Annotated in this window: 11 protein-coding genes and 1 pseudogene; 8 read left to right on the top strand and 4 right to left on the bottom strand. The window is 41.2% G+C overall.

The window, feature by feature from the left end:
- Window positions 1-69: 69 nt before the first annotated feature.
- From C2M32_RS18045 to bfr (C2M32_RS18060), 4 genes and pseudogenes are all read left to right on the top strand, one after another.
- Window positions 70-1,218 carry an efflux RND transporter periplasmic adaptor subunit gene (locus C2M32_RS18045; RefSeq protein ID WP_105169701.1) on the top strand — a complete coding sequence of 383 codons (1,149 nt, stop codon included), beginning with the start codon at window positions 70-72 and terminating at the stop codon, window positions 1,216-1,218.
- A 14-nt stretch (window positions 1,219-1,232) separates the two neighbouring features.
- Window positions 1,233-4,364, top strand: a complete 3,132-nt coding sequence (locus C2M32_RS18050; protein ID WP_105169702.1) for an efflux RND transporter permease subunit — start codon at window positions 1,233-1,235, stop codon at window positions 4,362-4,364.
- Between the two features lie 197 nt (window positions 4,365-4,561).
- Window positions 4,562-5,032 carry a bacterioferritin gene (bfr, locus tag C2M32_RS18055; RefSeq protein ID WP_105169703.1) on the top strand — a complete coding sequence of 157 codons (471 nt, stop codon included), beginning with the start codon at window positions 4,562-4,564 and terminating at the stop codon, window positions 5,030-5,032.
- Between the two features lie 8 nt (window positions 5,033-5,040).
- A pseudogene (bfr, locus tag C2M32_RS18060) lies at window positions 5,041-5,506 on the top strand (bacterioferritin).
- A 64-nt stretch (window positions 5,507-5,570) separates the two neighbouring features.
- Here the strand turns inward: bfr (C2M32_RS18060) and C2M32_RS18065 are convergent.
- Window positions 5,571-5,765, bottom strand: coding sequence for a bacterioferritin-associated ferredoxin (locus tag C2M32_RS18065; RefSeq protein ID WP_070983077.1), 195 nt, complete (start codon window positions 5,763-5,765; stop codon window positions 5,571-5,573).
- 425 nt (window positions 5,766-6,190) lie between these two features.
- Between C2M32_RS18065 and C2M32_RS18070 the strand changes: the two genes are divergently transcribed.
- Window positions 6,191-10,693 carry an EAL domain-containing protein gene (locus tag C2M32_RS18070; RefSeq protein ID WP_105169704.1) on the top strand — a complete coding sequence of 1,501 codons (4,503 nt, stop codon included), beginning with the start codon at window positions 6,191-6,193 and terminating at the stop codon, window positions 10,691-10,693.
- 34 nt (window positions 10,694-10,727) lie between these two features.
- Here C2M32_RS18070 and C2M32_RS18075 read toward each other — a convergent pair whose 3' ends face one another.
- From C2M32_RS18075 to C2M32_RS18085, 3 genes are all read right to left on the bottom strand, one after another.
- Window positions 10,728-13,460 carry a hybrid sensor histidine kinase/response regulator gene (locus tag C2M32_RS18075; RefSeq protein ID WP_234401337.1) on the bottom strand — a complete coding sequence of 911 codons (2,733 nt, stop codon included), beginning with the start codon at window positions 13,458-13,460 and terminating at the stop codon, window positions 10,728-10,730.
- A 180-nt stretch (window positions 13,461-13,640) separates the two neighbouring features.
- A complete protein-coding gene (locus tag C2M32_RS18080) occupies window positions 13,641-14,531 on the bottom strand; it encodes a cation diffusion facilitator family transporter (protein WP_105169706.1) in 891 nt (296 codons plus the stop codon).
- Window positions 14,532-14,679: 148 nt separating this feature from the next.
- The gene (locus tag C2M32_RS18085; protein ID WP_105169707.1) at window positions 14,680-15,162 is read right to left on the bottom strand and encodes a GAF domain-containing protein; all 483 of its coding nucleotides are present in this window, start codon (window positions 15,160-15,162) and stop codon (window positions 14,680-14,682) included.
- Between the two features lie 71 nt (window positions 15,163-15,233).
- On the opposite strand from C2M32_RS18085, the gene C2M32_RS18090 reads away from it, so the two are divergent.
- From C2M32_RS18090 to C2M32_RS18100, 3 genes are all read left to right on the top strand, one after another.
- Window positions 15,234-20,060 (top strand): ATP-binding protein, encoded by a 4,827-nt coding sequence (locus tag C2M32_RS18090; RefSeq protein WP_105169708.1) that lies wholly within the window; start codon window positions 15,234-15,236, stop codon window positions 20,058-20,060.
- Window positions 20,061-20,095: 35 nt separating this feature from the next.
- Complete coding sequence (locus tag C2M32_RS18095; protein WP_105169709.1) at window positions 20,096-21,307, top strand: EAL domain-containing protein; 1,212 nt, start codon at window positions 20,096-20,098, stop codon at window positions 21,305-21,307.
- Between the two features lie 113 nt (window positions 21,308-21,420).
- Entirely contained in the window at window positions 21,421-22,668 is a 1,248-nt protein-coding gene (locus C2M32_RS18100) for a response regulator (protein WP_105169710.1), read from the top strand.
- Window positions 22,669-22,682 lie beyond the last annotated feature (14 nt).

Raw genomic sequence — 22,682 nt, forward strand, 5'->3', positions numbered from 1 at the left:
ATGTGGCATCGAGTCACTATGCCAGCCTTGGGTGCGCTAAAAATTATTTTATTTAGATAAGAGACTACTATGCGTAAACTAAACTTCATGGGCGCTATGTGTTTTTCGTTAGCTCAATTACTGTTCACCAATGCTGCGAGCTCTGCCCAACCGCACACTCATAACAATTCTATAGAGGTTGCTGATACTCTCTCTGAACATGAGCAAATAACACACATTACTCTGACAACAGCTCAGCAACAACTCGCAAAGGTACGTGTTACCAAGCTACAAAGGCATCAACCGAGCCAAAGACTCTATGCGCCGGGTGAACTAAAAGAGAACGGTTACACCAGCTATGTCGTATCACCACGAACAGACTCTGTCATAATTACCCGTCATACCGCTTTGGGGGAGCGGGTAAACGTCGCGGACAAACTAGTCACCCTTTACAGTGAGGCCATGGCACAGGCCCAAGCTGATTACATGGTATCTGTAAGCCAATGGCAACGTGTTGAAAACTTGACTGACCAATCACTGAGTGATAGCCAACGTGTGTTGGCAAAGACCCGCTATTTAGCTGATTTAGGCCGACTTACCGCTTTAGGGTTAAGCCCACAGGCAATCAAGCAACTTGATAATCAATCAAATGTCGAGTTAGGTCAGTACAGTTTGTATGCGCAGATATCAGGCGTGGTTTTACAAGATGATTTTGCTCAGGGGCAGCGAGTCAACACAGGACAGACTCTCATGCTACTGGCAAATGAGCAGAACTTATGGGTGGAAGCGCGCCTATCTGCTAACGACAGTCAACATATAAGCCTAGAAAGCCAAGTCGTGGTTGAGCTTCAAGGCCAAACCTACCCTGCAAAAGTGATTCAGGAATCTCACACCATTGACCCTGTTACCAGAACGCGCAATGTGCGACTTCAGGTTGATAATCAAGATCACCAACTACACGCTGGTATGTTTGTGAATGTTTATTTTCTTCTTCCTGCGCAAGAGTCGATACTGACTGTTCCTGAAACAGCGCTAGTACGTGGCACAGATGGAGACTGGCAAGTGTTTGTCAAAAAAGAAGAAAACCAATTTATTGCTATGGAAGTACAACGCGGTCGAGCTTTTGGAGATCAAATTGAAATTACTGGCCTCCCAGAAGGGGTAAATGTGGTCACTCAAGGCGCTTTCTTTATATCGTCACAGCTTGCTAAAAGCAGCTTTGACCCACACAACCATTAAGCGAGGTGAAAGCTATGTTTAATCGCTTAATAGATTGGTCTGTTAACAATCGAGTGTTGGTCATATTAGCACTGTTTATTACCTTAAGTGTGGCTGTAGTGACAATTCCTAAACTCAATCTAGATGCGTTCCCTGATGTCACTAATGTTCAGGTAACAGTCAATACTCAGGCTCCAGGACTTGCATCCGAAGAAGTTGAAAAACTCATCACTTATCCCATTGAGGCGGTAATGTATGCTTTACCTGACGTTGAGCAGGTGCGATCCGTATCAAAGACAGGCCTGTCTGGTGTCACCATCGTATTTACACAAGGAACTGATATTTATTTTGCCCGACAACAAGTATTCGAGCGCCTACAAAGCGCGAAAGAACTCATTCCAAAAGGGCTTGGCACGCCAGAGATGGGACCGAATACCTCAGGACTTGGGCAAGTCTTTCAGTATTTACTCATCGCAGAGCCTGATACTGATATCGATACCATGACGCTTCGAAGCATAAATGATTGGGTGGTAAAGTTACTGCTTATGCCCATTGACGGAGTCACTGATGTGTTGTCTTTCGGGGGGCATGTAAAACAGTATCAAATTAACATCAACCCCACGTTATTGCTCGCCTACTCGCTCACCCAACAAGACGTCATTGATGCGATTGAGCAAAACAATGAAAATGTTGGTGGCTGGTATATGAATCGCGGCCAAGAGCAACTCGTTATTCGTGGGATGGGCTGGTACGCCAGTGGTGAACAAGGACTAGCAGAGCTTGCACAAGTGCCATTAAAAAGTATTGATGGCACAGTCATCACCGTATCTGATGTTGCGAACATCCAATTAGGCAGTGAAATTCGCCAAGGAGCCGTCACCATGACACGCCGTGACGCACAGGGCAACATCGAACAATTAGGTGAAGTTGTAACTGGTATCATACTCAAGCGTATGGGAGCCAATACCAAAGCAACCATTGATGGCATTAATCAAAGGCTTGATGTTATTCAAAGGGCACTGCCTGAAGGAGTTCGCTTAGTTCCTTTTTATGACCAAGCCGACTTGGTTCACAAAGCGCTCAGTACCGTTGTTAAAGCACTGCTACTTGCGCTAGTACTCATTGTCGTTATCCTTGGTCTATTTTTAATGAGCTTGCGCGCCACTGCGTTAGTGCTTATTTCAATCCCTGTGTCTATTGCATTAGCACTGATGTGTATGACATGGTTTGGTTGGTCTGCTAATTTGATGTCGTTGGGCGGTATCGCTATTGCCATCGGTATGTTAGTGGATGGTTCAGTGGTCATGGTTGAAAATATGATTAAACGACTGAATCAAGACAAAACTACGCCTAACAACGACACCCTAAAATTGGCAGGCAAGGAAGTAGCACGCCCTGTGTTTTTCGCCGCACTTATTATTTTACTGGTATTTACTCCTTTATTTAGTTTTGAAGGTGTAGAGGCCAAGCTTTTTCAGCCTATGGCCATCAGTATTATGTTATCAATCGTTAGCGCAATCTTTGTCGCCATAATTGTCGTCCCCGCCCTCGCCAGTTATCTGTTTAAATACCCGCTCAGCAATAGAACAAGCATTATCACTGGCCCATTGGACACAGGCTATCAGTACCTACTTCGCAAAGCGATGCAACATCGTTTCTATGTAGTAGGTAGCGCATTAGTGCTGTTCTGCGCCGCTTTGGTCACGCTGCCAAAGATTGGCACGGAGTTTGTACCAGAGCTTGAAGAAGGCACTATCAATCTGAGAGTAACGTTAGCTCCCTCTGCTAGTTTACAAACGGCGTTGGATGTAGCGCCTGTGTTAGAACAGAAGCTGATGTCTTTTCCTGAGGTAACCTACGCGTTGAGCCGTATTGGTAGACCGGAGTTGGGCGGCGACCCAGAGCCTGTCAATAACATCGAAATTTACATTGGCTTAAAGCCAAAACAGCAATGGCAAAGCGCTGCAAGTCGACTTGAATTACAAGATCTGATGGCCAAAAAGCTGGAACAATTCCCAGGATTACTGTTCAATTTTTCTCAACCAATTGCAACCCGAGTTGATGAGCTTCTATCCGGCGTAAAAGCCCAACTAGCCATCAAACTTTTTGGTCCGCAGTTAGATATTTTGGCGCAAAAAGGCCAACAAATAGCCGAGCTGGTTAAAACTATAGAAGGCACAACAGACGTAGCGCTTGAACAGATCGTTGGAGAAACACAGCTGGTCGTTACTCCCAACCGCCAACAACTTTCTCGTTATGGGTTATCTGTTTCACAGGTAATGGATGTTGTGCAAGATGGCATTGGTGGCAGCTTGGCAGGTCAGATCATTGATGGTAATGAACGCTATGACATATACGTACGCCTTGACCAACCATTTAGGCAAGATGTCTCAGCCATTCAGTCGTTAAGGTTACGGGCTACCACTGGCGCGTGGGTCAAACTGGCTGATGTTGCTGATATTAGCATGCAGTCCGGTCCTCCGCTGGTACGCAGAGAGGATGTGCAACGCACTGTAGTGATCCAAGCCAACATTCAAGGCCGAGATATGGGTAGTGTTGTTGAACAAATTAAGATCGGAATCGATAGCATGATCGATCTCCCCTCCGGCTATTCTGTGGTCATTGGTGGTCAATTTGAGAGCCAGCAAAGAGCCCAACAAAGGCTCAGTGTTGTTGTACCAATGGCACTGGCATTGATAGCCCTGTTGCTATACTTCGCTTTTTCCTCGGTTGGTCAAGCTATGCTCATTTTGTTAAATGTACCGTTGGCCATTATAGGCGGCGTATTTACGCTGTACATTAGTGGACAATATTTATCGGTCCCAAGCTCAGTTGGCTTTATCACCTTGTTTGGTGTGGCGGTGCTAAATGGCGTAGTCATGGTCGAGAGCATCAATCAAGGGATAAGAAATGGACTGAATGAATCACAGGCGATCTTTAGTGGTGCTGCATCTCGACTCCGACCGGTACTGATGACAGCTTTAACGTCTGCATTTGGGTTAATCCCCATGCTACTGGCAAGCGGCGTTGGTGCAGAAATACAAAAGCCCCTCGCCAGCGTTGTCGTTGGCGGGTTAGTCAGCTCAACTTGTCTCACACTATTTGTACTGCCCGCGCTTTATAGTCGGTTTTCAAGACATCGATATATTCACTTAAAGCCTCGTTAGAGGCCAAATCTGGCCTTGAGTAATATCAGCACTCAAGGCCTAACCCTGAAAAGTCAGTAATCCACATAATGATACAAAAATGAACTGTAATGCGAATTATAATCAATTTTTAACCGTATGATTTTTATAGTTTTTTCATTGACAGCGCGACACATTTAGATAAACTGGCCGCAATTAATCTTTTTTAGGCAGACGGTATGAAAGGTAAGCAAAAAGTTATTGATGCATTTAATGCACTTTTAGCAAATGAGTTGGCAGCCATTGATCAGTATTTTATCCATTCACGCATGTATGACGACTGGGGCTTGAACAAGCTATATGAACGCTTAAACCATGAAATGGAAGAAGAAACCACCCATGCAGACTGGTTAATAAAACGCATTCTATTCTTAGAAGGTGTGCCTAACATGACCAAACGCCGAGACTTGTTAATTGGTCACGATGTTCGCTCTATGATGCAAAATGACTTAACGCTTGAATTAGAAGTTGTTGAAAGCGTTAAAGAGGCCATTGCCATTTGCGAACAAGAGCAGGATTACCAATCACGTGAAACGCTTGAAAAACTGTTATTTGATACCGAAGAAGATCATGTCTATTGGCTGGAACAACAACTCGGTCTAATGGATAAAATCGGTATCCAAAATTACATTCAATCGCAGATAGGTTAGGAGCCGACATGAAAGGAAATAAAGAAGTCATCACGGCGCTAAATGTTGTACTTGCAAATGAATTAGTGGGTATCAACCAATACTTTTTGCATGCGCGTATGTTTAAAGATTTCGGTTTCACCGCATTAGACAAAGCCGACTATAAAACCTCGATTCAAAAAATGAAAAATGCTGATCGCCTAATTGAGCGTATCTTATTTTTAGAAGGGCTACCGAATCTACAAAGCTTAGGTCGTTTACGCATTGGCGAGAATTGCGAAGTAAATGATCGCGGCAAATATGGAATTCGAACAACTATCATTAGTTGATTTGAAAAACGCCATTGAGCTTGCAGAGCAAAAGCGTGACTATATTTCACGTGAAGCACTTGATGCCATTCTCAATGAGCAAGAAGAACAAATTGACTGGTTGGAGACTCAGCAAAGTTTGATCAAAACAATGGGCATTGAAAACTACCTACAGTCGCAGATGTAACCACCAGCAACAAAAAAGGGCCAAAAGGCCCTTTTTTGTATTATAAACTTTTTATGTTATCCGATTATGCAACTTGATCGGTGATATCCACTATCTCAATGAGCTTTTCATTTAATATCTTTTTGGTACAGTTGGTACATTTACCACACTGAGTACCCACACCAAGCTCTTTACTTAATTCACGCATGCTGGTTGCCCCATCATCAATCGCCTGAGCAATCTTTTTATCTGTTACACCATGACAAATGCAGATATACATGAATACAAACCAATCTCAATAACATTAACTGTCGATGAGTTTAATCTAAACAAAAATAGTTATCAACTACAAAAACTCAAAAAATGATAATTATTGTCATTTAGCTTTGCGGGTCTGCTTTTCAAAAGAGCAAAGATTGCCTTAAAAACCTTTAACTTCTCCATAATTCTCATGTGATTAGTGAAAAAGTAGACTAAAGTTTGGATATAGAAGCAGTTGAAGGTGTGTGTGGGCATAACTTAGCGTTTAAATATTGCAAGCTTGTAGTCATAAACATAAATATTGTGTTAAATTAGTGGCTTGAAAACCTCAGTTTAACCAAATGGATTTACCCTACTTGTAAACAATGCTATGACAAAATCTAGTATATGCTTAAGTTGTCAGGAGACAGTTATATAATCAATTTTTATTCAAAGGCTTAATTCATGTATCGTTGCTTTGCGCTTATATTACTCCTGTGCTTTACAGCTATGCTGCAAAGTAAAGCTTCTGCGCAAAATGTTGGCAATACAATTAACCGCCTTTCTACTGAGGAAGGGCTATCACAAGCCAGTATCAGTGGTATCGTACAAGATAAGCATGGCTACGTTTGGATTGGCACTCAGCTGGGTCTTAATAGATATGACGGGAACAACATCACACTCGTCAAGAGTCAATTTAATTTAGCAACAAAGCATATTTCTTATATCACCCTTGTTGACCCTGATTTATTGCTGGTCTCAACGGCCTTCAGTGGCGCGTACCTAGTCAACATCAATACCCTTGAAGTCGAACAAGTTTATTCGGGCAGATTGGTTACCAACTCAAACGCTTTTTCTGAAATAACCGCCGCATTCAAAATTGGCAATATGCTATATGCGGGTATCGATAACTTTTTATATAAGATTGATTTAAACAGTAAACGCTCCACTTTGGTGACAAGTTTTGAAAAACACAGCTATATTCGAGCATTACTACGACTGGATAAGGTTTTACTGATAGGCACTAATCAAGGCTTTTTTTCCTATAACTTTGAATCCCTGCAACTCATAGAACAGCAATTTTTACCTGAGCAACAAAGAAATAGTCTTAATAGCAATGTTAAGTTACTAAAAATCGACCCAGCCATTGGCCTGCTTGTTGGTACCGTTCAAGGGTTATTTAGCATCCCCATCAATAACAAAACGCTACAACTAGAATCGGCTTATACCTTAGTACCAGAGCTAAACATTTGGGATCATGTAATCACGCCCTATGGTGAGCTGATAGCAACGGAGCGCGGGGTCTATACCATTGATAGAAAACGTCAAACAGCCAGTAAATTACTGTCGTTAAAGGAGAGCCAGTTCGCACTTGCGCAAAGTAATGTGATCGATCTCATGTTTGACACCTATGGCAACATATGGATGGCGACACTCAATCAAGGTGCATATTACTGGCCATTGACATCACTTCGTTTTAAAACATTAAAGGCCGAGAATAAAGCCTTTATCAACCACAATATTTGGTCGATTTACGAACAAAATGAAAACCAGATCTGGGTTGGTACTGACAATGGTTTACTCATGTTCAAGGGGCTACATGATACAAACCCAAAACACTATTACAAAAATACCGACCCTAAGGCCGCCTACGCGACCAATGCCATCTACAAAACCATTGCGTTAAATCACATCGATAACAATGTGTTGTTCGTGGAAACTCTGTCAGGTCTGCGTATGTTAAACAAATCTGACGATACCGTACATTTACCTCCCGTTGAAACACCACAGAAAAACCCATTTCTAAGCTTGAACTGGGGAGCCTCGGTAGTCAGTAAAAACGAAATAGCATTCATTAGTAGCGAAGGGTTTTTCGTATATGATGCGCTAAACAAAAGTGTGCGTTCATTAGTCGACCTCACACAACAATTAGACGTAGATAGCGCCTATAAATTTCTTCCACCGCTGCCATCGCGACAGGGGGAATATGTGCTCAGTACCGAACGTTACTTGGTCAGTTATAACGAACGCACAGGTAAGTTGACAACCATTTACGAATTCAACAAACAGGATGCTGAGCGGTTTTCGGTGATTGACCATTGGGTCTACACCGAAGACGGTACGCTTTGGCTGGCAAGTTCTGTGGATGGATTGATAGCGCTTGACGAGCAAAGCTTAGCACTCAAGTACACGCTCAAAATTACGGATGGGTCTGAACCTCAGTCTGCTTATCAGCTGATCCCTGATAACTTTGGCTATTTATGGATAAGCAGTCAATCAGGTTTGTACCGACTCAATATCAGTAATCGACAATTACAAAAGTTCGACGCCAGTCATGGTTTACCCAATAGTGAGTTTAACGCTGGAGCAAGTACGACACTTGAATCTGGCGTGTTGGCGTTTGGCACTATCAACGGCGTAGTTTGGTTTTCTCCAACTGACTTTCTTGAAAATAATACCTCTAGAACCGAACTGGCTATTACGGACATTAGCCTAATGTCTCGAAGTATCGACTTCTACCCTACTTTTCTAGAAGCTCAGCCGCTTGTTCTCAATCACGACGACTTGGGCCTGAAGGTGATGTTTAGCAATTTCGATTTTTCTAATCAGCTCATCTACCACTATCGTGCAAACTTGACGGGCCCAACATCTATTGAATTTAGTAATTTAAATTCTAATTATCTATTTTTTAATCACTTAAAGCCAGGTGAGTACACCTTACTTATTGAACAGCTCGCGCTTGGTAATCAGCAAGTAAATGATGCCATTACATTGTCATTTAAAGTTGAACACTCGTTGTTTAATTCACCTCTTGCTTGGGCTGTCTATATCCTATCAGTAATGAGTATGGTCTTGATTTGGCTAAAGCAAAACAACAAAAAACAAAGAACTATCAAGGCAGCATTGAGTGAAATGACCATCAGTAAACAACAAACTGAAATGGCGCTTAATACTACTCGAAGCGGCATATGGCAGGTAAACCTAGCCGCTAAAACTGTGAAACAACGCAGAAATTTTGACTGCTTACCCATATCTTCTGACACAGAAGTGGCCACACTTAATGACTACTTTGAGCTTATTCATCCCGATGACCAAGAACATGTACAACGAGTTTGGAAGCAATTTATCTCTTCTCCAACAGATAAGCAGTTGTCATTAACCTATCGCGTAAAAGGCATCAATGAACCTTGGCTTTGGTATCACGATATTGGTCAAGTACAGAGTTTTGACGAAAAAGGTAAAGTCAAAGACATTATGGGTATTTATACCAATATTACTGAGCAAAAGGCGACAGATTTGCGTGCAACCATTTTGGGTGAAGCATTTAGCCAGGTCAGTGATTGGATCCTCATATTAGATGCTGACTTGCATCCTTTATCAGTAAATGCGAGCTTTTGTCACGCTTTTGAACTTGACGAAAACTATGCGGTAAAAGAGCTTTCTTTCAAAAAGTTTACTAAAGTGGTTGGTTATAAAAAGCTCAATAACTTACTCAAACGCATCCAAAAACTGGGTCCAAATCACCACATCAGACAAGAATTAACGGTTAAAACATCTCATCAGGATGCACACCCAATTCATCTCAGTATTAACGCAATTTCCAAAGATAACCGTCAAATAGAACACTACGTCATCGTAATTTCAGACCTTACAGAGCAAAAGCAGGCTGAAAGCGAGCTACGTTACCTAGCAAACTTTGATGCGCTAACAAAACTGCCAAATCGTAATCTTATGCTACAGCACATCGAGTTTGCCTTACACAATGCACAATCGTCAGAGCGAAACTGCGCTTTACTATTCATTGATTTAGATAAGTTTAAACCTATTAACGATGCCTACGGACACCACACGGGGGATCAACTGTTAATCAAGATCACCGAGCGGATCAGCGACATACTCCCAGGAAACTGTGTATTAGGTCGGCAAAGTGGTGATGAGTTTATTGTGTTAGTTAAAGATGTTCGTTCTCCACATAAACTGAGTGAACTTGCAACTAAGTTACTTGATTGCCTGCCCAACAAAATTGAGATCGGCGGCATTACGATGAGTATCTCCGCCAGTATCGGTGTAGCTATGTATCCTTTTGACGCGCAGACGCCAGAAATGTTGATCCGAAATGCAGACATTGCAATGATCCATGCAAAACAAGCGGGCAGAAACGGCTTTAAGTTTTTCACAACCCAAATGAACACGCAGTTTTCACGTAAACTAACCTTAGAAAATGCGTTAAAAACAGCCTATAGAGATGAGCAGATATACAACCATTACCAACCTATCGTAAATATTATCAGTGGTCGAGTGGTGGGTGTTGAGCTATTAATGCGCTGGGAATATGAAGGTGAGAATGTTTCACCAATTGATTTTATTCCAATCTCAGAAGAAGTTGGTTTAATTGAATTGATGACCGAGCAAGCGCTAAAAAGGGCATTGCGAGAACTACGCGAGTTTATTGAAAATGACAGTGAGTTTTACTTGTCCTTAAATCTGTCGGCCGTGCATATTCTTAAATCTGATATTGCCCAGAACCTAGTTAATATTCTTAACTCCTTCAACTTAAATACCAGTGTGTTGCGACTAGAAATCACCGAAAGCTCACTCATGGAAGATACTGATAAGGCAAAACGTTCACTCATAGCACTTAAACGCGCTGGGTTCGTTTTACTGCTGGACGACTTTGGAACTGGTTATTCTTCATTAACCTACCTCAATCAGTTTCCAATTGATATTATCAAGATTGATCAGGGCTTTGTCAGAAAAATGGACAGCCTTAATAGCAATAAATCTATCATCCGCACCATTTACCTCCTCGCTGAAAGTTTACAAATGTCGTGTATTGCGGAAGGTGTAGAAAACACAGAACAGTTGGTATTCCTCAAAGAGTTGGGTTGCCACTATATGCAAGGTTACTACTTTTCAAAACCGGTCAGCGCTGAAGATTTAGCTAAGATTATAGAACAAGCATTGTAACGTTTCAGTTATCGTATTGAGTGGACAAAGGCGGCTATTTCGCATGTGATAGCGCCTCAGCCAATGCTTTATACAGCACACCTTTTTCAATTGGCTTTGCAACAAAATTATTCATGCCTACTTGTAAACACTTGAGGCGATCCTCTTTGTAAGCATTAGCAGTAATCGCTATGATATAGGGTTTACCGTATACATTGGGTTCTTTTCTAATATGCTTGGTACATTCATATCCATCCATGTTTGGCATCTGACAGTCCATTAGTACAATATCAACACTGTGCTCTTTTAAAAATGCTAGCGCTTCAACGCCATCCATTGTTTTGTGTAAAATACATCGCGTATCTTGTAGCGCCTTTGCCACCACTATTTGATTAACCAAGTTATCTTCGACTATCAATACTGATGTGTTACTTAAGTCGGGAGTACTGGTTGACAAGTCCGCCTGTGTTGATAATTCCGCGACTGGGGCTGGTATCTTCAAGGTGAAACAACTACCCTCTCCTTTTACACTCTCGACCGCTAACTCACCTGCCATCAGTTCGGACAAACGCTTTGAAATGGTCAGTCCAAGTCCTGTACCGCCATATCGACGTGTGGTCGAAACATCTAATTGAGTAAACTCATTGAATAATAGCTTTTGCTGGTTACGTGATATGCCAATACCTGTATCTTTCACTCTGACTATCAACTGGTTATCTTCATAGTCGACCAATAATGATACAACGCCTTGTTCTGTAAATTTTCCTGCGTTATTGAGTAAGTTATTAACGATTTGATTGACCCTTAGCGAGTCAATTAATAAACATGGCGGTAATTTAGACGATAACTGATACTCAAACGTAACCTGTTTTTTCAAGCCTACTTGTTCAAAGAGCATTGCTATGGTGTCAAATAGCTTGAATACATCTGTTGCATGTAAGTCAAGGGCTAATGCCCCAGCCTCAATTTTTGAGTAATCTAAAATGTCATTTAGGATCAGTAGTAAGTTCTGCGCTGACGTATGCACAATCTCCAGCTGTTTGAGCGTCTCTTCATCGCCTTTTTTCTGCTCAACGAGTAGGCCTGTTAGACCTATAATGCCATTCATGGGCGTACGTATCTCGTGACTCATATTAGCTAAAAAGCGGCTTTTCGCTTTATTTGCATTATTGGCCGCAGCAACAGCAGCGAGGAGTTCTTCTGTTTTTTCATTAACTTGTTGTTCTAATTCACGATTAAAGTTAGTCAGTTTCTTGTTAAGCTCTTCATTCTCACTGTTGGCTAGCTGTAACTTTGAGAAGTTCATAGTCAGTTTAAATGCGAGTTGATTAAAGTGTTGTTGCAACGTGATAACTTCCAAGCAACTGGCTTGCTCACCGGCAGAGTTCCGTAATATTGAGCTAGGCTCAAAGTGATTAATGTCTTCGCTCAATGCCGCAATAGGCTTCACCAGATAACGAGATAGCTGGCTTACAAATATGCTACTGAGGACAATAATTACCAAAGCTAGTAGCAACGATTTTCCCCATGCCGATGCAGCAGCAATACGCACATGATGTCCTTCCAGCAGGGTCACCACAGTCCAATTTAATCCTTCGATTTTACTCACATAGCGATACAAAACTTTCCCTTGAGGATTTGTATAAGTGGCATTGCCATCATCTTGCCATGCGTCCAAAACCTCACTGGGCAAACTATCTAACGCCTGATATGACGAAGGCAGCGAGCTGTAGACAATTTGATTAGTATTATCAAGGATTATCAATTCACCACTATTCACTAAGATGTTGGGACGGAATCGGGAAAATGATTCAAATATCAAGGAAGCTTCAACAATGCCATTGAACTGACCATCATTGAATATAGGTGCTGAAATTGCGATGATTAGGTCTCGTCCAAACCCCCGCCCTTCTAACATAGGGGAGATATATCCATTTGGATAAAATGGTGCTTGTACAAAATAATCTCTATCTACCACAGACAGCGCTTCTTCCATCCGATTGTTTTTAAAGACATTGGGATAAAAAGCGTCAATCATGCCTTTGGCATCAGTTGAAATCGCGGTACGTAAATCTGGTTGTAACTCAACCAAAGTTCTAAGTGCTACACGCTCATCCAAGCCCAGCTCTATATTTTTAGCAACACCTACGACAGCGCGTCGATACCCTTGTAGATAATCATTAAGCTGAACGCTAATATTTTTTGCAGCGCCTTGCAGTTGCTCTTTGACTTCATACTCAATGCGGGTATAGCTATTATTGGTCAACACAATAGAGGTGATTAGAACCACTAACACAATCAAAAGGCTAATGGTGTAATTAAGGATGGCATTCAACGGCTGTGCACGCCATAAGTGACGTATAAAGAAAAAACCGAGTAAATCAACAATTGCTAGGTATAGCGCTGCATTAATAAAGTACTTCGCCAACGCTGTGACGATTACAAGATTAGGTAAGCTTAAAAGATAGTAGCCGAAGATCAGTAATATGGGTAACCCGATCACCAACCAAAATCCCAATCCCCTCATGAAAAAAGGCTTACCCTTTTTCACACATAAGATTTGTAGCCAAATTATTTCAAGCACAAATACCACCGAGGGCCAACTATGGCCCCAGCGATAAAATATAAACCCAGCGCCGATCGCTGCGCAAAGAAGCGCGTAGCGCCAACCAAACAGCACTAAAGTTAACAAGACAAAAAGCTGGCCGAACAGGAATTCAGATGAATCTAAAAAGAAAAAAGGTAATAGATTAGCCAAGCCACCAGCTATGCCCAAAAGAACGGTCATTATCAATGGCATGTATTTATGAAGATAATTAGGCACAGAAGATTCCCAGAACGACTACCCTATTAAAGGTAAAAGAAAACCCACCGTTTGCCAACCTATTACGAAGCTTTTACTACTTTATTTATTGTCTTAGAGCGCCTTTGAATAGAACTTTTTATCGCGCACTGAAGCTGGGGTTTCCTAATGCTCTGAGCATTGATGACTTTCTATTTGCAAAACACATTGTTCAACACTAAATCGGCTTCTGAGTAACTTTTCCACCGTTACTCTACACAAAGCATCATGTTGCTCTATCGTGCAATGGTGCTTAAGTACAATGTGAGCACCGACTGCTAGCTGTCCCTCTAGTTCACTCACCGTGATATTGTGTACGCTCTCGACATGTTCAGCCCCTGATATCGCTTTTTCCAACTCTGATATTTTAGGTAGTTTCTGCTGTGCAAAGAATAACCCTTGCACACAGCTTCGTATCACCTTTACACCCGTTACCAATACGAAGATTGAGATCAGTAAGCTGGAAATAATATCAATAAGCTCCCATCCAGTTATATAAATAAGAACTCCGGCAATGAAGGTTGATACGGTCGAGAGTAAATCAAAAAATGAATGCAAAAACACCGCATAGACATTAATACTGTCTTTTCTACCTTTATACAAAATCCATGTTGATAACCCATGAAAAAGGAAGCCTATTGCCGCAATCACGGACATTAGGTACGAATTCACTTCTAATTGATGGCCTTCCGTATGATGAAAAAAGCGCTCTGACCCTTCAATTATTATCAATACCGAGATGGCTAGATAAAGTAAGCCATTGATAAGTCCACCGATATATTCCGCTTTTTTATAACCATCGTTAAACGTCTTAGCCAAATACACAGCTATACTGGACGCGATGACTGCGATAAACAATGAACTATTGTGTACAAAAAGATGGCCAGCATCGGCTAGCACCGCCAAAGAGTTGGCGTAGTATGCACCAAACAGCTGAATAACCATGAATGAGCAAGTGATTGCTAATGCTAAAAGCAACCGTCTACGTGAAGCTTGGTGAGTTGTGATGTCTGTCATCTACAGGAGGAAAACCTTAAAATTGAAATGCACCGAGTTCGGTAATGATATAAAGTCACAATTGTAGCGACTTTTGCACCTAAACGCACCAAAAACCTCAAAGGGAAAGGCTTTTTGATTATTTTAGGTTAATACTTAGACATAACTGCTAGTGACAAAACTCCCACATCACTTTATCTGCAACTTCGCGTAATACTTTGATGTCATCTTCATCAAAAGTACGAGGCTCAATGTCAATCAAACACAAGGTTCCCAGTGCACTACCATTTTTATGTATCAGCGGCGCACCTGCATAAAAGCGTATATAAGGCGGTCCTATTACCAAAGGATTATCCTTAAAGCGTTCGTCCTTAAGCGTGTTAGGTACAACAAAGACTTCGGTTCCTAATATTGCATGACCACAGAACGATATCTCTCTAGATGTTTCACATGCGTCTAAGCCAATTTTTGACTTAAACCACTGCCTATCACTATCAACCAGACTAATTAAAGCGACTGGCACACAAAACACATGCGCGACAAATTCAGTTAAACGGTCTAATTGCGGATCAGGTTCTGAATCCAGTATTCCTAGCTCATTTAAAGTCTGGATTCTAAGTGGCTCATTTGTTGGTTTTTGTGGTTTTTTCATAACAATGTGAGATAGCAATTTATAAACCTTGTTCTATAGTAGTTTATTAAACTGACAACGTTCTACTTGATATGCGAAAAAAAATAAAAAAGTCGCTTTGCTTCATCGTTTTATTGGGCTGCTTTTTAATACTTGACTATGTTCTACGTCTTTATGATGAAGTTAAACTCAATCATGTTGCATACACACAGGTTACTTTAAACAGCGAACAACAGTTATTGATAGGTCAACTGGTCTTCTCTTTGCAACGCGAGCGGGGAACCAGCACAATCTTCTATTCGCAAAAGAACATCAACCAGTTTGAAATACTCTCAAAATATAAAAAAGAGACCGATCAACGCTTAGCACAAGCTATCAGTTATTTTACCGAGCAGAAAATAACGACTCATCTACAAGGCCCAATTACTGCACTAAACAACATACCCACTACGCTCACGCAGCTCAGAACAAAAGTCAGTAATAAAGAAGTAACCAAACGCGAATTATTCCAACACTACACCAAGCTCATTGACTCGCTGCTCAACACTCAGCTTACCATTTTGCACAGTGATACCGGAACAACCAAAGATACCGCGAAGAACGACTTTTCTGATTATTTAAACTTACTCTATGCCATCGAGTATGCAGGAAAACTCAGAGCTAACGTGGGGGAGTATTTACAGTCTCCACCACACAGCCATTCAGCCCATATCGCAAATATTTTGTACTTATATGCCAATCACGACCACCTGCTAAAAACCACCTCAACGAGTGAGAAGCTGCAAAACACCATTGTCGATATTTTGCACTCTCCAGAAAAGAGCAGAATTGACGGGGTCATTAACAGCGTTCAAACATCAGGCAGTGCAAAAATAGAGACGACCGATTGGTGGCTCGTCAGTACAGATTATATCAATCAGTTGGTTGAATTATCTGCTGTTATTGTAGAGCAACATCAGCATCTTAGTGGCCAAAAACAAGCGAGTGCGAAGCAGCATCTAAACATGCTAATTCTTACAATGACGGCCATAGCGCTTCTGATTACCGTATTTTTATATCACGCTTGGGAAATAATGAAGACCCATAAAATCGGTCAAAATCTATCTTTAAACTATTGGCAATTAGCGCTTGTTTTTATGACCTTCATACTTGTTATGCTGGTAACTCATCGTTTCAGCCAGCGCATTTTAAACGCTGACTTGAATACTCAATTAGCAGGTGAACTTAGAGGCAATGCTATTCACACATTGCAAAGCGCGAAAGAAGTGTGGTACAGACCTATCAAAACACAGTTAACCGATGCACAAGCTTACTTGTCTAGCGTATCCGACAGTGAATTAAAAAGTGATGCTGCACTTAAAGCCTACCTGAGCACACACAACCTAGCCATATACGATATCAGTGAGCAAAGCTGGCTTATCAACGGCAATGACAGACTGGATATGGCGATAGAACAAATAAGCCCCAAGTTTGAGCTCGCTAAATATGGCAAGATTGTCTCTACGACTGTCTTTCTTAACGATACACTTAGTGCTCATTTTACGACTGTAGCCGTGAACCAAAACGGTATACGCCCCTACTTAATATGGTATTCCGAAAGTAATTTTAGTGCGCTTAAAGCGCTGTTAAAGTCGCCGTTCTTATCATCCGATTCCACCTCATTTTATTTCGACAAGCGCCATATCATTACTAGCTTTCACGAATATACAAACCACTGGTTTGAAGAAGCTTTCTCTAACACCAGCACTTCACTAACACAGCTAGGCGCGCTCATGCCGCAACCCTATAATAATTTTCAAGGAAAAAGCGTGCTAGGAATACTCGCATGGGACAATGAGCTAAGTATCGGCATAGGATCAGAGCGAGAAGTCGCAGCAATTGGTTCGCTCATAGATAACGTGAAGAATGAGTTTACTATCCAGCTTATTGTATTCTTACTGCTGAGCAGTGGTGCGCTATTTATTGCTTTTCGAGTACAAAATAGAGCGATCGAGCAACTTAGTCAGTCCGAGCAACAACTAGAAAAAGACAAAATCCAGCTCAATATCGCCCAGCAAATAGCCAATATGGGCTCTTGGGAATGGCAATTTGGTGACACAGATGTGTTGATCTCAAATGAACTGGCAAATATGCTCAATTTATCTCCAGAGATACACAAGTATTCTTTGCGAAGCTTGCTGCGCTACTTAACCGCACAAAGTCGTAGAGCGCTATTTGTAGAGCTTAAAAAACACACCGCACTCAAACCAATAAAACTACAGTTGGCGACCCAGAATCTCAGCGATATTACACACGTTGGGTTTGCAGCTAGTTGGCAAGTCGCTCACTACCCGCAAGTTAACGGGGACAAATTCTCTACTAAAAACCTCGTCGGTATCATTAAAAATGTCTCTCGTATCGTTAAAGAGCAAACGCATCAGCACCAACAACAGTTGGCTCTCAGAGCAGCCAGAGAAGCCGCTCTGGCGAAGATGGAAGAGGCTGAATTACAACGCACGGCCCTAGAATCAGCATTGCTTGAAAACAAGGAAACTGAAAAGCTGTTACAAGAAACACTCGATAGTATTCCAGCGTTTATTTTGCTGCTAGATTCACAGGCGAAGATTAAACTCGTTAATCAATATTGGTTTAAAACCCAACACGCAAACCAGTTTAGTGGAGGCCTATTTCTGAATACCTTTTTCAGCGTTGGTGACAATTGCCTAGACGCCATAAATTCGCTACCTCTGGTTAAAAAACGCCCACTACTTGATGCACTCAATGCGGCTAAGTATCAGGATGAATATGTAGCCGAACTAGAATGTGAATACAACGTAGACGGTAGCCCCCTTTGGTATGAAGTAATCATAACGACCCTAGAAACCGATAACGACAAAGCAATTTTGCTATATCAACACGAAATTACCCAGCGCAAGCAAAACTCTACTCTATTAGAAGAAGCCAAGGCCAAAGCAGAACTAGCGAACGATGCCAAATCACGTTTTCTAGCGACAATGAGCCATGAAATCCGCACACCAATGAATGGTGTAGTCGGTATGTTGGACTTATTACATCAGAGCGAGCTAAGTCAGGAACAGAATCACCTGACATCGGTGGCGAAAAATTCCGCATTAATGCTACTTAGGATCATTAATGACATCTTAGACTTTTCTAAAATTGAAGCGGGTAAGATGACCATCGACAAAGTAGCATTCAATTGGCGTAGCTTAGTGAAAGAGATTGCAGAGCTCCTTTCCCATCAAGTTAAGGAAAAGAACCTACAAATGTATTTTATGTTTGACCCAAGCTTGGGTTATTGGCAACTGGGCGATCCCATCAGAATAAGACAAATTTTATTAAACCTGATAGGTAATGCAATTAAATTTACCAAAACCACCTCCAGTAAAATTGGCGTTATTGAGATACAAATAGCGTGTACGGGTGACAAGCACGAAAAGCTTCAGATAAGTGTAAAAGACAATGGCAAAGGTATGACAATTGAGCAGCAAAAGTCTTTATTTCAACCTTTTACACAAGCAGATAGCAGTATTCACCGACAGTTTGGAGGAACGGGACTCGGGCTCTCAATCACCCACAGGCTAACAACCATGATGCAAGGTCAGATAGCATGCCAGAGTCAGGAAAACGTTGGCAGCACATTCACCGTAGAACTGCCCTACCAGATCTCTGTAGCCAAAGGTGAAGATACGGAAATTGACATATGCTTTAACAATACGAGTGTGTATATATTGGGCGATGATGATATTTTCGAGCAGGATCTTCAAGCAAACTTAATAGCCCACGGAGCCAAATGCAAAATTGACAACTGGATGAATGTGAATGATAGTAAGCTCAACTCGCTAGATGCCAGCTACGTTATTGTCACGTTAGAGCGCTATCAACAAATTATCACCTCTGACTATCAATTCCAACCAAAAAATGACAAAACTGTGTACCTCATTTTGGTGGGTGACAACTTCACGATACCACTGCCAAAAGAAAGCTATTTTGAACCCATTTATTACAACCCATATTATAGCTTCAAAATAATAGAGCAACTCGCTATAAGAGAGGGCATTATCAGCCCTGAAGTGAAATTAGAGTCGGTTGCTAAACTCAATCAACTAGAACTCCCTAGCATCGAACAAGCGCAACGTGACAATCAATTGATTTTGATAGTGGAAGACAATGCCTACAATCAGGAAGTGTTTAGACGCCAGTTAAGCCTTTTGGGCTATCAATGCATGATTGCAGAGCACGGGGCTATGGCACTGGAGTTTTTGGAAAGTTATTCATTTGCCTTAATCATTACTGACTGTCATATGCCTGTCATGGACGGTTATACATTTACCAAACAATACCGTCAGCTAGAAAAGAAAAATGCCTCAGGCCAGGAAACAGTCATCATCGCAGCAACCGCAAATGCACTCAGTGGTGAGCGTAGCAAATGCTTAGAGTGTGGCATGAACGATTACATATCCAAACCCATTGAACTGACTAAATTAAAGCAAATCTTACTTAAATGGATGCCAGATAATACGTCTATTGACGATCCTCACAATGGTGTCACACATCACCTTGAGGCTACACCCAGCAACAGTACTATTGATTTACAGCAGCTATCGGAATTTGTTGGTGAAGACAAACAAGTTCAACGATTGTTTTTAGAGAGCTTTGTTTCAGACTCATCTCCCCTAATGCAATCGCTGGTTGGTCAACAAGCTGATCTTGGCCAAGTTCAACATTATGCTCATCAGTTGAAATCTTCCGCCAAAGCCGTCGGAGCCAAAGTATTGGCCGATAGCTATCACGAGCTAGAAATAGCTGCAAAGGAACAGCAGCAAGACAAAATAGATGATTTGTTCCCACAATGTATTTCACACTTTGATGCTGTATGTTCTGAAATAACATCTATACTAAATTCTAGTTCTCGTGATTAGTACTTCTTCTAAAAATAGCTTTTTAAGGTTGTTTCATGGATGCCAAACAGACATTCAAAATTGTTGCGATAGATGACAATAGCCTGATCCTCACACAGTTGCGACTGCTACTACAACATAACTTCTCAGTAGACTTTCATGGCTTTACCAATGGTCCAGAAGCGTTGGATATGATTGCTAAACAGCATGTTGATATTATATTTTTAGATCTCAATATGCCGCAGATGGACGGCATTGAAGTGCTCAGGTACTTGTCCGACCTTAACGTTAAGTCAGCCATTGTTTTACTCAGTGGCGAAGATAACACCATTATAAAAATGGCAAAGAATCTAGCTCAACTGCGTGACCTAAACGTTGTTACTGGGATTGATAAACCCATCACACAAATTCAAATACAACACCTTATGTCATCGTTATTTGATAACAATAAACCATCTAATGTGGGGTTAAATACACACACTTTCGACTACGATGATGTGTCGTTGGCAGTCAGCAACAAGCAAATGTGCCTGTATTTACAACCTAAGCTATCTTTACCTGAAGAAAATATTGTTGGTGGCGAGTTTTTAGTACGCTGGAACCACCCTGAGTTTGGGCTATTAACGCCTTATTATTTTATCAATATTATTGAAGAATCCGATCTCGTTCATGACTTCTCTATCTTTGTCGTAGATGAAGCGTTCGCATTTATTGAGAAGCACTTTGAAAAACTCAAGGAGTTAACATTTAACATCAACTTAAGCGTCAAAAATTTAGAAGATATTCACCTTCCTGAGCGGTTGGCAGACCTAGCCAGCAGCTACAATGTGCCGCCACAAATGATCTCTTTTGAAGTAACCGAAAGTCTACTCATTGAAAATCTCGCAGAGTCACTCGATGTGCTACTTCGACTTAGGCTAAAGGGTTTCTCTTTGTCTATTGATGACTTCGGTACGGGCTACTCCTCTATTAAACAACTCAGCCAAATACCCTTTTGTGAACTAAAGTTGGATAGATGTTTTATCCATGGCTGCGCACTAGATAAAGATAAACAAGCAATCATTGAAGCTACCGTTGCACTAGCTCATAAGTTGCATTTAAAAATTGTTGCTGAGGGGATAGAAAATCCCAATGACCTGAGCTTTTTAAATCATTACAAAATTGATTATGGCCAGGGGTACTTATTTGCACTGCCTCTGAAAAAAGTCAGCTTTTTAAAAGCGTTAGAACAGCAAAAACCTTACTCTTTACGCGAAAATTATAATTAGCAACTATACTAAGCATATTAAATATTACATAAAACAAGCTTAGTTAATGAAGCGATGTTGAAAACAACTATAAGTATTGACCCTTTTCTTAATTGCTAACTAGGAAGTGAAATATGGCGCGTAAAGAAGTTGAACACGTAGAACGGCACCCAAAAGTTGTATTGCTTTGTGACGACGTTGAAGAGCTAGGCGGTGTTACAGATGTTATTTCATCTCAAATCACGGCATTTAGAACACTCAGTAACTATGACAGCATGCAAGAAGTGCTATTGGAAGCTGCGCCTTTGGTGATCATTATCGCTATGTCTAGTGTCAGCCGCAGTGTTGAACTTTATAGTAAGTTAGCCAAACAAGGCGTTTTAGATTACCCCCATGAAAACATCCTGTTATGCGAAAATAAAGAATCGGGTATCGGTTTTAGATGTTGTATGAAAAGCATCTTCCGCGATTATTTTATTTACAAGCCCATGTATGAAAACTATCGCTTAAGAATGATATTACACAATGCGTTGTTTCGTTCTAAAGAAGCAAGCGAAGTTACCAATATTAGAGAAGAACACTTTGGCAGAATAGATGACGAGCTAAAACAGCTTATTGATGATGCAGCTCAGTATCATAAAACCGCTGAGCAAACATTGAAAGATGCCAGAGAAAATTTAGACCAAACCGAAGGCTTGAACGAAGTACAAACTGCACTGATCCAGCAGCTTAAAAAACAACACATAACCCCGTTACTAGACAAGCTCGAATCACAACTTGCAGATAGTGTTAATGAACTGACAAAAAGACTGAAGAACAAACAGATATCAGTTGCTGAACTATCCGCCCTTTTAACCGAACGCTCCATTCCCAATACCAGTCACCATGCATCACAAATTAAAGAAGCCAGAGTCGTTACCGCAGTCAAGCAACCCAGTTATGACGATAGCTACGAAGACCACTTAGATTTAGAGCCCAAACCTGAGCCAGAAATCGAAGAGAGGAAACCCAAAAACGCTAAAATTATGGTGGTTGAAGACAATGAAATTTATCGAGAAATGATTAGTAAAATACTGCGCGATGAGGGACATAATGTCGAAAGTGTAAGTAGCGGCTTAACGGCTATTAAAATGCTTAGAAAACAAAAGTATGACCTGATTTTCATGGATTTATTTATGCCGGAGTTGGATGGCTATAACACCACAAAGAACATACGCAACATTCCGAACTGTAAGTCCATTCCCATCATTGCATTAACCAGTAATAAGAACAAAGACCTGATCAGAAAATGGGCAAGCCTAGGCCTTGCGGCTTACATTGCTAAGCCATCAACAAAACAATCAATTTTGAAGGCCGTAGAGAAATGTAATGTGCATGCATAGCACTATTTAACATT

The organism is Pseudoalteromonas sp. T1lg23B (assembly GCF_002964665.1).
Taxonomy (GTDB): domain Bacteria; phylum Pseudomonadota; class Gammaproteobacteria; order Enterobacterales; family Alteromonadaceae; genus Pseudoalteromonas.

Coding starts and splice junctions, on each gene's coding strand:
- C2M32_RS18100 (WP_105169710.1), top strand. CDS start 21,421: ATGGCGCGTAAAGAAGTTGAACACGTAGAACGGCACCCAAAAGTTGTA.
- C2M32_RS18085 (WP_105169707.1), bottom strand. CDS start 15,162: ATGAAAAAACCACAAAAACCAACAAATGAGCCACTTAGAATCCAGACT.
- C2M32_RS18090 (WP_105169708.1), top strand. CDS start 15,234: ATGCGAAAAAAAATAAAAAAGTCGCTTTGCTTCATCGTTTTATTGGGC.
- C2M32_RS18075 (WP_234401337.1), bottom strand. CDS start 13,460: ATGACCGTTCTTTTGGGCATAGCTGGTGGCTTGGCTAATCTATTACCT.
- C2M32_RS18070 (WP_105169704.1), top strand. CDS start 6,191: ATGTATCGTTGCTTTGCGCTTATATTACTCCTGTGCTTTACAGCTATG.
- C2M32_RS18045 (WP_105169701.1), top strand. CDS start 70: ATGCGTAAACTAAACTTCATGGGCGCTATGTGTTTTTCGTTAGCTCAA.
- C2M32_RS18050 (WP_105169702.1), top strand. CDS start 1,233: ATGTTTAATCGCTTAATAGATTGGTCTGTTAACAATCGAGTGTTGGTC.
- bfr (WP_105169703.1), top strand. CDS start 4,562: ATGAAAGGTAAGCAAAAAGTTATTGATGCATTTAATGCACTTTTAGCA.
- C2M32_RS18080 (WP_105169706.1), bottom strand. CDS start 14,531: ATGACAGACATCACAACTCACCAAGCTTCACGTAGACGGTTGCTTTTA.
- C2M32_RS18065 (WP_070983077.1), bottom strand. CDS start 5,765: ATGTATATCTGCATTTGTCATGGTGTAACAGATAAAAAGATTGCTCAG.
- C2M32_RS18095 (WP_105169709.1), top strand. CDS start 20,096: ATGGATGCCAAACAGACATTCAAAATTGTTGCGATAGATGACAATAGC.